The 14,168-nt window shown below is 71.9% G+C and carries 11 protein-coding genes; 10 read left to right on the forward strand and 1 reads right to left on the reverse strand.

Features of this window, described 5'->3' with window-relative positions:
* Nucleotides 1-37: 37 nt before the first annotated feature.
* The 10 genes from OG410_RS27240 to moeZ all read left to right on the forward strand — a co-directional run bounded on the left by OG410_RS27240 (nt 38) and on the right by moeZ (nt 12,532).
* Nucleotides 38-130: an Ms4533A family Cys-rich leader peptide gene (locus OG410_RS27240; RefSeq protein ID WP_318658278.1), complete on the forward strand. Its 93-nt coding sequence runs from the start codon at nt 38-40 to the stop codon at nt 128-130.
* Between the two features lie 200 nt (nt 131-330).
* Entirely contained in the window at nt 331-2,049 is a 1,719-nt protein-coding gene (locus tag OG410_RS27245) for an ABC transporter substrate-binding protein (RefSeq protein ID WP_329301545.1), read from the forward strand.
* Between the two features lie 4 nt (nt 2,050-2,053).
* The gene (locus OG410_RS27250; protein ID WP_329301546.1) at nt 2,054-3,121 is read left to right on the forward strand and encodes an ABC transporter permease; all 1,068 of its coding nucleotides are present in this window, start codon (nt 2,054-2,056) and stop codon (nt 3,119-3,121) included.
* Nucleotides 3,118-4,116 carry an ABC transporter permease gene (locus OG410_RS27255; RefSeq protein WP_329301547.1) on the forward strand — a complete coding sequence of 333 codons (999 nt, stop codon included), beginning with the start codon at nt 3,118-3,120 and terminating at the stop codon, nt 4,114-4,116. Before OG410_RS27250 ends, OG410_RS27255 begins: the two co-directional genes overlap by 4 nt.
* Complete coding sequence (locus OG410_RS27260) at nt 4,113-5,894, forward strand: ABC transporter ATP-binding protein (protein WP_329301548.1); 1,782 nt, start codon at nt 4,113-4,115, stop codon at nt 5,892-5,894. The genes OG410_RS27255 and OG410_RS27260 overlap by 4 nt, the downstream gene beginning before the upstream one ends.
* A gap of 210 nt (nt 5,895-6,104) precedes the next feature.
* Entirely contained in the window at nt 6,105-7,889 is a 1,785-nt protein-coding gene (locus tag OG410_RS27265; RefSeq protein WP_329301549.1) for a DUF3492 domain-containing protein, read from the forward strand.
* Between the two features lie 125 nt (nt 7,890-8,014).
* Complete coding sequence (locus OG410_RS27270; protein WP_443063910.1) at nt 8,015-9,286, forward strand: hypothetical protein; 1,272 nt, start codon at nt 8,015-8,017, stop codon at nt 9,284-9,286.
* Nucleotides 9,287-9,590: 304 nt separating this feature from the next.
* A complete protein-coding gene (locus OG410_RS27275; protein WP_329301550.1) occupies nt 9,591-10,553 on the forward strand; it encodes an NAD-dependent epimerase/dehydratase family protein in 963 nt (320 codons plus the stop codon).
* Nucleotides 10,541-11,290: a spherulation-specific family 4 protein gene (locus OG410_RS27280; protein WP_329301551.1), complete on the forward strand. Its 750-nt coding sequence runs from the start codon at nt 10,541-10,543 to the stop codon at nt 11,288-11,290. Before OG410_RS27275 ends, OG410_RS27280 begins: the two co-directional genes overlap by 13 nt.
* 63 nt (nt 11,291-11,353) lie before the next feature.
* Complete coding sequence (gene moeZ / locus OG410_RS27285; protein WP_329301552.1) at nt 11,354-12,532, forward strand: adenylyltransferase/sulfurtransferase MoeZ; 1,179 nt, start codon at nt 11,354-11,356, stop codon at nt 12,530-12,532.
* A gap of 71 nt (nt 12,533-12,603) precedes the next feature.
* Here moeZ and OG410_RS27290 read toward each other — a convergent pair whose 3' ends face one another.
* Nucleotides 12,604-14,157 carry an alpha/beta hydrolase gene (locus tag OG410_RS27290; RefSeq protein ID WP_329301553.1) on the reverse strand — a complete coding sequence of 518 codons (1,554 nt, stop codon included), beginning with the start codon at nt 14,155-14,157 and terminating at the stop codon, nt 12,604-12,606.
* Nucleotides 14,158-14,168: the final 11 nt, after the last annotated feature.

Consider the following 14,168-nt stretch of genomic DNA (forward strand, 5'->3'; position numbering starts at 1 on the left):
CTTTGACATGCGGAAAAAGATCGTTCATATTTTCCGCATGTCCTCCCGTCACGCCTCCGTTCGCGCCGCCATCGAGCTGGCGCTCATCGGCGTGACCGCGCTCTGCGTGGCCGACATTCACTGTTGCTGACGCCCGCCCCCGGCGAGTGCGTCGCTCTCCTTCCCGTCTTGTTCCCGTGCGCTTCCGAACCTCCGCGGTTCGGCGCGCCCGTGCCCCTTTCGGTCCGGTCTGATTCCGACGCCTGACGCCCTGGGCGAGCTCTGCGCTCCGCTGTCTCACTCCGTGTCATTCCGTCTCAGTATTCGAGTCATCCGAGAGGTCGTCTTCCGATGCGTCAATCGTCCGTCATAGCGCGCCGCGTGGCCGCGGCATCCGTCAGCCTGGTCGTGGCAGCGGGCGCCGCCGCCTGCGGGCCGAAGGACAACGATGCCAAGAGCTCCGGTGGCGACTCCCAGCCTCACAAGGGCGGCACGCTCACCGTCCTGAACTCCAATCCGCAGTCGGACTTCGACCCCGCGAGGCTCTACACCTCCGGCGGCGGCAACGTGCCCTCGCTCGTCTTCCGTACGCTCACCACCCGCAACCGCGAGGACGGGGCCGCCGGTGCCGAGGTCGTCCCCGACCTCGCCACGGACACCGGCCGCCCGAGCGAGAACGCGACCGTGTGGACGTACACCCTGAAGAAGGGCCTCAAGTTCGAGGACGGCACGCCGATCACCTCCGCCGACGTCAAGTACGGCATCGAGCGCTCCTTCGCCGCCGAACTCTCCGGCGGCGCGCCCTACCTGAGGGACTGGCTCATCGGCGGCGCCGACTACCAGGGTCCCTACAAGGACAAGAAGGGCCTCGACTCGATCGAGACGCCGGACGCGCTGACCATCGTGTTCCACCTGAACAAGCCCGAGGGCGAGTTCCCCTACCTGGCCACGCAGACGCAGTTCACGCCCGTCCCGAAGGCCAAGGACACCGGCACGAAGTACGAGGAGCACCCGGTCTCCTCGGGCCCGTACAAGGTCGTCAAGAACGAGAACGACGGCGAGCGTCTCACCCTGGAGCGCAACACCCACTGGTCCGCGTCGACCGACGCCGAGCGCAAGGCCTACCCGGACACGATCGACGTACGGTCGGGGCTGGACTCCTCCGTGATCAACCAGCGGCTCTCCTCCTCCCAGGGCGCCGACGCCGCCGCCGTCACCACGGACACCAACCTCGGCCCGGCCGAGCTCGCCAAGGTGACCGGGGACAAGGCGCTGGCCTCGCGCGTCGGAACCGGCCACTTCGGCTACACGAACTACCTCGCCTTCAACCCGAAGGTGAAGCCGTTCGACGACCCGAAGGTGCGCCAGGCGATCTCGTACGCCGTCGACCGCAGCTCGGTGATCAACGCCGCGGGCGGCTCGTCCCTCGCCGAGCCGGCGACGACGTACCTGCCGAACCAGAAGTCCTTCGGCTACACGCCGTACGACCTCTTCCCGGCGGGCGCCTCCGGCAACGCGGCCAAGGCCAGGGAACTGCTGGCGCAGGCGGGCCACAAGAACGGCCTGACCATCACGCTCACGCATTCCAACAGCAAGGACTTCGAGACCAGCCCGGAGATCGCGACCGCCGTCCAGGACGCGCTCAAGAAGGCCGGCATCACCGTCAAGCTCCAGGGTCTCGAGGAGAACGACTACAGCGACAAGATCCACAGCGCGAAGAACGAGCCCGGCTTCTTCCTCGCCCACTGGGGTGCCGACTGGCCCTCCGGCGGTCCCTTCCTGGCCCCGATCTTCGACGGCCGGCAGATCGTCAAGGACGGCGCCAACTTCAACTCCGGCTTCCTCGACGACAAGTCGGTCAATGGCGAGATCGACGCGATCAACAAGCTGACCGATCTCGACGAGGCCGCCAAGCGCTGGGGCGCGCTGGACAAGAAGATCGGTGAGCAGGCGCTGACCGTGCCGCTGTTCCACCCCGTCTACAAGCGCCTGTACGGCGAGGGCGTCAAGAACATCGTGATCAGCGACTGGACCGGCGTTCTGGACATCTCCCAGGTCGCGGTGAAGTAGCACCGTGAGCGAGGCACTTGTCGCCTCCCCGGCCCCCGCGGCGGACTCGTCCGCCGCGGGGGCCTCGGGGGCCCGTCAGTTCTGGCGGCGGCTGCGTGCGCAGCGCGCCGCCCTCGTCGCGGCGGCCCTCGTCGCGCTGCTCGTCCTGATCGCGCTCGCCGCACCGCTGCTCACGGCGATCGAGGGCCAGGACCCCACCACCTACCACCCCTCGCTGGTGGACTCCGCGCGCGGCGGCGTCCCCGTCGGCCCGCTCGGCGGCATCGGCGCCGACCACTGGCTCGGCGTCGAACCCCAGACCGGCCGCGACCTGTTCGCACGCCTCGTCTACGGTGCCCGGGTCTCCCTGGGCGTCGCCCTGGGGGCGACGGTCGTGCAGGTCCTCATCGGGGTCGTGGTCGGTGTCGCCGCCGCCCTCGGCGCGCGCTGGGTCGATCAGCTGCTGAGCCGGTTCACCGAGATCATCATCGCGATGCCGCTCATGATCATGTCGCTGGCCCTGCTGGCGATCGTGCCCAGCGGCTTCCCCCGGCCCCTGCTGGTCGCACTCGTCATCGGCCTGATCGCCTGGGGCAACGTCGCGAAGATCACGCGAGCCCAGACGCTCGCCCTCAAGGGACTCGACTACGTCTCCGCCGCCCGGCTCAGCGGCTGGGGCACCTGGCGGATCGCCCGCCGCGAACTGCTGCCGGGACTCGCCGCGCCGGTCATCACGTACGCCGCGCTCCTCGTCCCGATGAACATCACGGTGGAAGCCGCGCTCTCCTTCCTGGGGGTCGGAGTCAAGCCCCCGACTCCCTCATGGGGACAGATGCTCACCGCCGCCGACGTCTGGTACCAGGCCGCCCCGCAGTACCTGCTGCTGCCCGCCGGCGCGCTCTTCGTCACCGTCCTGACGCTGACCGTCCTGGGCGACGGCATCCGCACGGCCCTCGACCCGCGCGCGGCCTCCCGCCTGCGCGTCGGCACCGGCCGCAAGCAGGAGGCCAAGGCGGACGCGGACACCAGGAAGTCCCCGGCGGACACGAGCGCCGAGGCGGAAGCCGCCGGCGGGAAGGGGGCCGGGGCATGAACGGCTTCGGAGGATTCGTCCTGCGCCGCTCCGCCGGCACCGTGATCACCCTGCTCGCCATCTCGGTGATCGTCTACGTCGTCTTCTTCGTCACCCCCGGCAACGTCGCCCAGATCACCTGCGGCCCCCGCTGCTCCCCGGAGCAGGTGCACCAGGTGGCGCAGCAGTTGAGGCTCGACGACCCCCTCTACGTGCGCTACTGGCACTTCCTCCAGGGCATCCTCGTCGGCCAGGACTACTCCACGGGCACGTCCGTGGAGCACTGCTCGGCGCCCTGCCTCGGCCAGTCGTACCAGAGCGGCCGGCAGGTGACCCAGCTGATCGTCACGAAGCTGCCGGTCAGCCTGTCGCTCGTGTTCGGCGCGATGATCCTCTGGCTGATCCTCGGCGTCGGCACCGGAGTCCTGTCCGCATGGCGGCGCGGCCGTCTCACCGAGCGCGTGCTGACCGGCGTCACGCTCGCGGGCGTGGCCACCCCCGTCTTCGTGATCGGCCTCGTGCTGATGATCGTCGTCTGCGGGCAACTGAGGCTGCTGCCCTTCCCGCAGTACGTCAGCCTCACCGAGGATCCCGAACAGTGGGGCTGGAACCTGCTGTTGCCATGGCTCTCCCTGGCCCTCATCGAGGCCGCCACGTTCGCCCGGCTCACCCGGGCGTCGATGCTGGAGACGCTCGCCGAGGACCACATCCGGACCTTTCGCGCGTACGGCGTCGGCGAGCGGTCGATCATCGGCCGGCACGCGCTGCGCGGGGCGTTCGCGCCGATCATCGCGCTCAACGCCAACAACGTCGGCGGTGCCATCGGCGGAGCGGTGCTCACCGAAACCCTCTTCGGGCTGCCCGGCATCGGCCAGGAACTGGTGCACGCGGTGAACGTCGTCGACCTTCCCGTGGTCGTCGGCATGGTCCTGGTCATCGGCTTCTTCGTGGTCATCGCCAACGCCGTCGCGGACGTGCTCTACGCGGTGGCCGACCGACGGGTGGTGCTGGCATGAGCGACTCTTCCCCGACCCTCTCCACGCTTCGGCAGGCGGTTCCGGGCGCTTCACCCGGTACCTCCGCGGACTCCTCCACGGCCGGTTCCGCCGCCCCGCTGGTCGAAGTGAACGACCTCGTCGTCGACTTCGGAGGCCTGCGTGCCGTCGACGGGCTCTCCTTCCGGCTGGAGAAGGGCGCCGCACTGGGTCTGGTCGGCGAGTCCGGCTCGGGCAAGTCCACCGTGGCGTCGGCCCTGCTGGCGCTCCACCGGGGCACCGGAGCACACGTCGACGGCACGGTCCGCGTGGCCGGCGTCGACGTGCAGCGGGCGTCCGACGACGAACTGCGGCGGCTGCGCGGCGGAAAGGCCGCCATGGTCTTCCAGGACCCGCTGTCCTCCCTCGACCCGTACTACGCGGTGGGCGACCAGATCGCCGAGGTGTACCGGGTGCACACCAAGGCGTCCCGGCGAGCGGCACGCGCGCGTGCGGTGCGGACGCTGGACCGTGTCGGCATCCCCGACGCCGCCCGCCGGTCCCGCTCGCGCCCGCACGAGTTCAGCGGCGGCATGCGCCAGCGCGCCCTCATCGCCATGGCGCTGGCCTGCGAACCCGAGCTCCTGATCGCCGACGAGCCCACCACGGCCCTGGACGTGACCGTCCAGGCGCAGATCCTCGACCTCCTGCACACCCTGCGGCAGGAGACCGGCACAGGGCTGCTGCTGGTCACCCACGACGTCGGGGTCGCGGCCGAGAGCGTCGACGAGATCCTGGTCATGCGGCACGGACGCGCGGTCGAGCACGGGCCCGTGGGCGCTGTCCTCGGCGCGCCCCGGGAGCCGTACACCCGCGAACTCCTCGGCGCCGTCCCACGGGTGGACACACCTCGGGCGCCCCGGCCGGCCCGGCTCGAAGACGGTGCCGCTCCGGCCGGGGGAGCCGGGCCGGACGACGTCCTCCGGCCCGATGACGTCGTCCTCGAGGCGGCCGGGCTCCGGCGGGAGTTCGGGCGCGGGAAGCGGCGGTTCGCCGCCGTCGACGACGTGTCGCTGAGCGTCCGCCGGGGCGAGACCCTCGGCATCGTCGGCGAGAGCGGCAGCGGGAAGACGACCCTGGGAAGGATGCTGGTCGGACTCCTGGAACCCACTGCCGGCGTGGTCCGTCACGAGGGGCGCGTACAGTCCGGCGTCCGCCCCTCGGTGCAGATGGTCTTCCAGGACCCGGTGTCGTCCCTCAACCCGCGGCGCAGTGTGGGCGAGTCCATCGCCGACCCGCTGCGGGCGCGAGGGATGAGGGTCCCCCCGCTCGGGCGAAGCCGAGAGTGGGGGAGGGACGAGGGGCGCATCCGGGGGCGCGTACAAGAACTGCTGGAGCGCGTGGGGCTCGAAGGGGCGCACTACGACCGCTATCCCCACGAGTTCAGCGGCGGACAGCGCCAGCGCGTCGGCATCGCGCGGGCCCTGGCCGCCGAACCGCACGCCATCGTGTGCGACGAGCCGGTCTCCGCGCTCGACGTCACCACGCAGGCCCAGGTGGTCGCCCTGCTCGGCGAGCTGCAACGGGAACTCGGGCTCGCGCTGGTGTTCGTGGCGCACGATCTCGCGGTCGTGCGCCAGGTCAGCGACCATGTGGCCGTGATGCGGCGCGGCCGGATCGTCGAGTACGGTCCCGCCGACGAGGTCTACGAGAGCCCCCGCGACCCGTACACCCGGCAGCTGCTGGCCGCCGTACCGGCGCTCGACCCGGAGATCGCGGCACGGCGCCGCGCGCGGCGCGAGGAGGCGTCCCCGGCGTGATCCGGGGGCCGGTGGCCCGCGGATACGTGCCCGCGTGATCTCGTAGCGCGACGAAACGCGACCTGCGCGGGAAAGTTACGACCGTTCACCCCTTTTGGTGGTGCGATGGACAACCGTCCGTCGTACCACCTCCTTGTCCGCATACCTTCGTCCCGCTGTGAGCCGCCGGGTCAACGGCGGCTCCCCATACGGGAGATCGGGGGTGTGCTCGTGCGCATCGGACTGCTTACGGAGGGTGGCTATCCGTATGTGAGCGGTGACGCCGGACTCTGGTGCGACCGGCTCGTGCGCGGGCTCGGGCAGCACACGTTCGACATCTACGCGCTCAGCCGCACCGAGCGCCAGGAGGACCGGGGCTGGATCCAGCTGCCGCCCCAGGTCGGCCGCGTCCGCACGGCACCGCTGTGGACGGCGCACGACGACGGCGTGGTGCACGGGCGCCGGGCCCGGCGCCGGTTCTCCGAGGCGTACGGAGAGCTGCTCGCGGCGGTGTGCGGCGGACCGCGGGCCGCGAGCCCCGGAGGCCCCGAAGCTCACAGAGTCCCCGAAGTTCACGGAGTCCCCGGAATCCCGGCGGATGCCGTCGGCGCCGAGGCGGACCGTTTCGCCAGCGCCCTGTACGGACTGGCCGAACTCGCCCGGGACGAGGGCGGACTGGCGGGCGCCCTGCGCTCCGAGAACGCGGTGCGTGTCCTCGAACGCGCCTGTCGCGCACCGGGCGCACTCCGTACGGCCCGCACCGCGCGTGTTCCCGACCTGCTCACCGTCGCCGCGCACATCGAGCGCGCCCTGCGCCCCCTCTCGCTGGACTGGTACGAGGACGACACGCTCGGCTCGGCGGACCTCTGCCACGCCGCGGCCGGCGGGGCGGCGGCGTTGCCCGGCCTCCTCGCCCGGCACTTCCTCGGCGTCCCGCTGCTGGTCACCGAGTACGGCGTGCACCTGCGGGCGCACTACCTGGCCGCCGCGACCCTCGAAGAGGCCCCCGCCGTCCGGGCGCTGCTCGCCGCGTTCCACGGCCGGCTCGCCACCGAGGTCTACCGCGCGGCCGTGATCGTCACGCCCGGCAACACACACGCCCGCCGCTGGCAGGAGCGCTGCGGCGCCGACCGCGCCAAGCTGCGCACCGTCCACCCCGGCATGGAGGCCGCCCGCTTCGCGGACGTCGGGGAGGGAGCGCCCGGCAGCCGGTGTGCCGACCCCGACACGCTGGTGTGGGTCGGCCGCGTCGAGCCGGCCAAGGACCTGATGTCCCTGCTGCACTCCTTCGCCGAGATCCGCAGGGCCGAGCCGCGGACCCGGCTGCGGATCGTCGGCGCCCCCGCCGAGGATCCGGACTCCGCCGCCTATCTGGCCCACTGCAAGGCGCTGGCCGCGCAACTCTTCCCCGACGAGGCGGAGGGGGTGCACGCCGTCGGCGACAACCCGGTCTCCTTCGAGGAGATCGGCGGCCCCGAGATCCCGAGCCTCGCGGAGGCCTACGCCTGCGGAGCCCTGGTCGTCCTGTCCAGCGTCGTCGAGGGCTTCCCGGTCAGCCTCGTCGAAGCCATGCTCTGCGGCCGGGCGACCGTCTCCACGGACGTGGGCGCGGTCGTCGAGGTCATCGGCGGTACGGGTCTTGTGGTCCCGCCGCGCAATCCGCGGGCACTGGCGGAGGCGTGCGTGGCACTGCTGCGCGACCCCGAGCGCCGTGAGCGGCTCGGCGCGGCCGCCCGTGCCCGCGCCCTCGAACTCTTCACCGTCGAGCAGAACATCACGGCATTTCACGGCATTTACCTGGAGATCGTCTCGCACTCCCCGGTGCGTCGCCTCGTCGTGGACGACGAGGGGGAGCCGCTGCCCTTCGGCGTTCCCGCAGAGGCCCATGTGCCGGGGCGCTGGACCGAGACCCGCTTCATGACCGCGTGCCGGCCGCGCTGGGCGGAAGGGGCACCGGTACGGGCCACTGTGCCCCCGTCCACGCCGCTACCTGTTTCCGTGGGGGAGGGCACGTGACGATCGACAGCGCGGGACACAGTGCGGGACCGGGTGCCCCGCACGAATGCGACGACCCGAGCGAACAGGCCCGGCCCGCCCCGACGACCCCCGCCCCGACGACCCCCGCGACGCCGATCACCGCCCTGGCCGGGCTGACGACGCGTCCTGGCACGACGACCGGCCCCGGCACGGGGGACGAGCTGTCGCCACACGACGCCGGTCCCTTGCGCGATACGGACAGCGGCGGGGGCAGGGGCGGAGCCGGGGCCGGCGCCTCGGCGCGCGGTATCGCTCCCCTGCGCGAGGGCGACTCCGCACGTGAGGGTTTCCAGGGCACGCGAGGGTCCGCCGGGCGCCGTGGCGCGGTGGACCCCGTGAAGGCACTCATGCACCGTCACCGCGAGCTCTGCGAACGGGCCGTGGACCCCCTGGAGATCGCGGCGGGTCTGGAGGCGCACGGGGTCACCGACCGGACCGCCGCCCGCCTGCGCCACCGGGACGTCTTCTCGCTCGCCGAGGAGATGTACGCCCGCGCGGCCCGCGACGGGGAGGCGGCCCCCCGCACCGAGCCCCCCGGACGCCCGGGACCGCGCGCCTACTGGGCGGCGCTCGCCCTGGTGCCGGGCGTCCTCGGCGCGGCCGTCGTCGCCGGGCTGCGGCTCACCGGCGGGCAAGCTCGTCCGGCCGCCGCCGCGTTCGGCGCCCTGGCCGTCGCGTCGGGCCTGTACCTCGCCTTCCGGCGCGGCCCCTTGAGCACCTCGCACCGCACGACGGGCGCCGCACGCGTGGGGATCTGCTGGCTCATCGCGTACGCCCTCGCCGGAGACGGACTGCTGAGCGCCGCCCGGGACGGCGGCCCGCACGGCCCCTGGCCCCTGGCAGCCGCACCCGTGCTGGCTCTCCTGCTGGCCTGCGCCCCGGCGGCCTGGTGCGCCCACCTCTTCGCCGCCCGCGCCCGCCGCCGACTGAGCGCGAGCCGCGGCCTGGAGGAGTTCGCCACCTCCGTACGTCCCCTGCTCCTCGGGGCGTTCGGCCTGTTCACAGTCGGGCTGTACGGGCTTCTCGCGCTGTGCGGGACGGTACTGGACGAGCCGCCCGCCTACGCCGGAGCCGGTGCCCTCGGCGCACTGGTCCTCCTGGCGCGGCTGCTCACGGCACGCGGCTTCACCCGCGTCCCGGGCCGCGCGCTGGCCGGCGCGGGTGCGGTGGAGGCCACGGCCCTCGCCATGGTCTTCGCCGCGCGACTGCCCGGCTGCTCGTTCCTGGCCGCCCCCGTCGACAGCCTGGTCGAAGCGGCGGGCGCCGGGGCCGTGCCGGCCCTGGCCTGCGGGGCGGGCGCCCTCGTCCTCCTCGTCCAGGCGACCCGCACGCTCACCCGCGCCTCGGCCCACGCCCCGCTCCGCGAGGGCCCATGAGCCGCGATCGATCCGAGCCCCCCGGCGCACCGAGCCCCCGGCGCACCGAGCACGCCGGCGAACCGAGCCCCCTGCCCGGCGGTCCGTTTCCGCCGGGCGGCCGGGCGGCCGAGGCCACCCGGAACCGGCCCACGACGGCCCCACCGCCGTGAGCCCTCCCCGGATCCGGGCAGTTTCCCGGATCCGGACCCCCTTCTCCCGCGGGGCCGACACCGCGGGCCCTCCCCGACCTACGGCATCACCTTGAAGGAGACAGTCAGATGATCACCTCCCGAACCGGAGAATCCGCCCCGGGAGCCGCCCGATGAGGGTCCTGCTGATCGGAGCCAACGGCTACCTCGGCCGCTTCGTCGCCGACAGACTGCTCGCCGACCCGGCCGTGCAGCTCACCGCCCTCGGCCGGGGTGACGACGCCGACGTACGGTTCGACCTCGCCTCGGGCAGCCCCGGCGCGCTCACCCGCTTCCTGGACGCGGTGCACCCCGGAGTCGTCATCAACTGCGCGGGCGCCACCCGCGGCGGTGCCCGCGAACTGACCCGGCACAACACCGTCGCCGTCGCCACCGTCTGCGAGGCCCTGCGCCGCAGCGGCTGCGGGGCCCGGCTCGTCCAGCTCGGCTGCGGCGCCGAGTACGGGCCCAGCCAGCCCGGTTCCTCCACCGCGGAGGACGCCGTGCCGCGCCCGGGCGGCCCGTACGGAGTGAGCAAGCTCGCCGCGACGGAACTCGTCCTCGGCTCCGGCCTGGACGCCGTCGTCCTGCGTGTCTTCTCACCCGCGGGACCCGGCACGCCCGCCGGATCCCCGCTCGGACGGCTCGCCGAAGCCCTGCGCCGCGCCATGCAGGCCAGCGACGGCGAACTCAAGCTCGGCGGCCTCGGCGTCCAGCGCGACTTCATCGACGTCCGTGATGTCGCCCGCGCCGTCCACGCCGCCTCCCTGTCCGCCGCACAGGGGGTGATCAACATCGGCTCGGGCCGCGCCGTACGCCTCCGCGACGCCGCCGCCGTCCTCGCGCGCGTGGCCGGCTACAGCGGCAGCCTGCACGAACTCGACGGCCCGCCCGGCCCGTCCATGAGGCCGTCCATCGGCCACCCCCGTCCCGAACCCGACCACGTGGCCCCGGTGTCGTATCCCTACCCGGACGGCTGCGGCAGCTGGCAGCAGGCCGACGTGCGCACCGCGCGCGACCGGCTCGGCTGGCGGCCCCGGATCAACCTCGAGGAATCCCTGGCCGACATCTGGATGGAGGCGGCATGTCGTATCTGACCAGGACCGCGACCGGCAGCGCGAGCACCGACCTGGGACTCGGCTTCGGTGTCCCCGGCTATGCGCATCCCCTCGTCGCTCCGCTGGAATGGGACGAACTCACCCGCCCCGGCACCCCCTTGCGCTGGGTCGTGCTGAACGTGGACAACGGCCCCGGCGAGCGGCCCGACCCGCGCTGTCTGGAGGCCACCGGACGGCTGCGCAACGCGGGCGTCCGGGTGCTGGGACTTCTCGACGCCGCCCATGGCGTACGCCCCTTCGGCGAGACGATCGCCGACGCGCGCCGTCATCTCGACTGGTACAAGGCCGACGGATTCCTCCTCGACCGCTGCCCCACCGAACGCGCCGCGCTGCCCGACGTCCGCCGGACGGCCGGCGCGCTGCGCGCGCTGCGGGACGGCGCCCACATCGTGTTCGGCCACGGCACCCACCCGCATCCGGGATATGCCGAGAGCGCCGACCAACTGGTGACCTTCTCGGGCCCCTGGAGCGAATACCGCTGGTCGCAGGTTGCCGAGTGGACCGCCGACTATCCCCCCGAGCGCTTCTGCCATTTCGTGCACGGCGTGCCGCGCGGTCACCTGGACGAGGCACTGCGCATCGCGCGCTGGCAGGGCGCCTCGACGATCTACTTCACCGACCGCACCGATCACGGTGGGACGGCCGACCCCTGGGAGACGATGCCCGGCTACTGGGACGAGATCGTCTCGCGGATCGGAACGGGTGTCTCGGAATGAAGAAGGGCGTGGCAGTGTTACGGGGAGAACAACTGTAGTGATAGACCGACCAACGGAGTCCCCGTGTCGCTGCCACCCCTGGTCGAGCCAGCCTCTGAGCTCACCGTAGACGAGGTCCGCAGGTACTCCCGCCACCTGATCATCCCCGATGTGGGCATGGACGGGCAGAAGCGGCTGAAGAACGCCAAGGTGCTCTGTGTGGGCGCCGGCGGCCTCGGATCGCCGGCGCTGATGTACCTGGCCGCGGCGGGCGTCGGCACGCTCGGCATCGTGGAGTTCGACGAAGTCGACGAGTCGAACCTGCAGCGCCAGATCATCCACAGCCAGGCGGACATCGGCCGTTCCAAGGCCGTGTCCGCGCGCGATTCCGTACTGGGTATCAACCCGTACGTGAACGTGGTCCTTCACGAAGAGCGGCTCGAGGCCGAGAACGTGATGGACATCTTCAGCCAGTACGACCTGATCGTCGACGGCACCGACAACTTCGCGACCCGCTACCTGGTCAACGACGCGTGCGTGCTCCTCGACAAGCCGTACGTCTGGGGCTCGATCTACCGCTTCGACGGCCAGGCCTCCGTCTTCTGGTCCGCGCACGGTCCCTGCTACCGCTGCCTCTACCCGGAGCCCCCGCCGCCGGGCATGGTCCCCTCCTGCGCCGAGGGCGGCGTCCTCGGCGTGCTGTGCGCGTCCATCGGGTCCATCCAGGTCAACGAAGCGATCAAGCTCCTCGCGGGCATCGGTGAGCCGCTCGTCGGCCGCCTGATGATCTACGACGCCCTGGAGATGCAGTACCGCCAGGTCAAGGTCCGCAAGGACCCGAACTGCGCGGTCTGCGGCGAGAACCCCACCGTCACCGAGCTCATCGACTACGAGGCCTTCTGCGGCGTCGTGTCCGAGGAGGCCCAGGAGGCCGCCGCCGGCTCGACGATCACTCCCAAGCAGCTCAAGGAGTGGATCGACGACGGCGAGAACATCGAGATCATCGACGTCCGCGAGGTCAACGAGTACGAGATCGTCTCGATCCCCGGCGCCAAGCTGATCCCGAAGAACGAGTTCCTCATGGGCACCGCCCTGGAGAGCCTGCCGCAGGACAAGAAGATCGTCCTGCACTGCAAGACGGGTGTCCGCAGCGCGGAGGTCCTCGCCGTCCTGAAGTCCGCCGGTTTCTCCGACGCGGTGCACGTCGGCGGCGGTGTGATCGGCTGGGTCCACCAGATCGAGCCCGAGAAGCCGGTGTACTGACCGGCGGACCGGACCGCACTTTCGGTGGCGGGGGTTTCGTGGACCTGGTGTCCGTGGAACCCCCGCCGTCGTCATGAACAGACCTTGCCGTCCTTCGGCACCGTTCCGTCCAGCAGATAGCTGTTCACGGTCGAGTCGACACAGTCGCTCCCGCTCCCGTAGGCGCCATGGCCCTCGCCCTTCCAGGTGAGCTCCACTCCCACGCCCTTGCCGAGCTCGTCCGCCATCCTGCGCGCGCCCTCGTAGGGTGTCGCCGGGTCCCCGGTGTTGCCGACGACCAGGACGGGTCCGGCTCCCGGAGCACTGACCTCGGGAGTGTCGTACTGGCCGGCCACCGGCCAGTCGTGACACCAGCCCGCCGTGTCCCAGCCCATGAAGTCCCCGAAGACGGGCGAGATCTTCTCGAACTCGGGCAGCCGCTTCCTGGTCTCCTCGGGAGTCGGCCGCTCCTTGTCGTCCAAGCACGATATGACCCGCTGGGACTGGGTCGTCGTGCCGTAGTGCCCCGAGGCGTCACGGTCGTTGTAGTTGTCGGCGAGCGTCAGCAGGGCCGAACCGTCCCCGCCCTCGGCGTTCTTCAGAGCTTCGGTGAGGCTCGGCCAGCGCTCCTGGCTGTAGAGCGGCAGCACGATGCCGGTGAGGGCCAGTGTCTGGCTCAGCTTGCGCCCGCCGGAAGCGGGCAGCGGGTTCGCGTCGATCCGCTTCAGCAGGTCCGCGATCTTCCGGGAGCCCTGCTTCGGGTCCTGCCCGGTGGACTTGAGGTAGTCGTCCAGGGCGCGCTGGAAGCCCAGCGTCTGGTTCTTGGCATGGCCCACGGTGTCGGCGCTCGGGTCGACGACCGCGTCCAGCGCCAGGCGTCCCACGTTCTTCGGGAACAAGTGGGCGTACACACCGCCCAGTTCGGTGCCGTACGAGATGCCGAAGTAATGCATCCGGCGGTCGCCGAGGACCTGGCGCATCAGGTCCATGTCGCGGGCCGTGTCCGTCGTCGAGACGTGGGACAGCAGCTTCCCGGCGGCCTTCGCGCAGGCCTTCCCGAAGTCCGTGGCGTCCTGCAAGTACGCAGCCTCCTCGGCCGCGTCGTCCGGTGTCGCGTCCACCGACTCGGAAGCCTGGACCGCCTTGTCCCCGCGGCACCGCACCCCTTCGCTGGCAGCCACCCCGCGCGGGTCCCAGCTCACCAGGTCGTAGCGCCGGTGGAGCGGGTCGACGATGCTCTCGTACCACGGCATCGTGGAGACGCCCGAGCCGCCGGGACCGCCGAAGTTGAAGAGGAGCGAGCCGATGCGCTTGCTCTGGCCGCCGGTCGCCTTGGAGCGGATGAGGGCCAGGCCGATCGTCGCACCGCCCGGCTTCGCGTAGTCCAGCGGTGCCTTGAGCGTGGCGCACTGCCAGCCGTTCCCGGGCGCGGGGGAGTCCGAAGTGCCTTTGCATCGGCCCCAGTCGAGCCTCTGCGAGGTGAGCGAGGCGGGCAGCCCCGGCGACCCGCCGGAGGGCGGCGCGCTGGACGGCGCCTTGTCGCCGTTCTTCTCCTCGTTCTTGCCGCCGTCCGGCGAGCCCCCGCCGCAGCCGACCAGCAGCAACGCGGCGGCGGCCGCGGCCGTCCACCGTGCGAAACGTGTCATGAGTGCCCCCC

The organism is Streptomyces sp. NBC_00659, assembly GCF_036226925.1.
GTDB lineage: Bacteria > Actinomycetota > Actinomycetes > Streptomycetales > Streptomycetaceae > Streptomyces.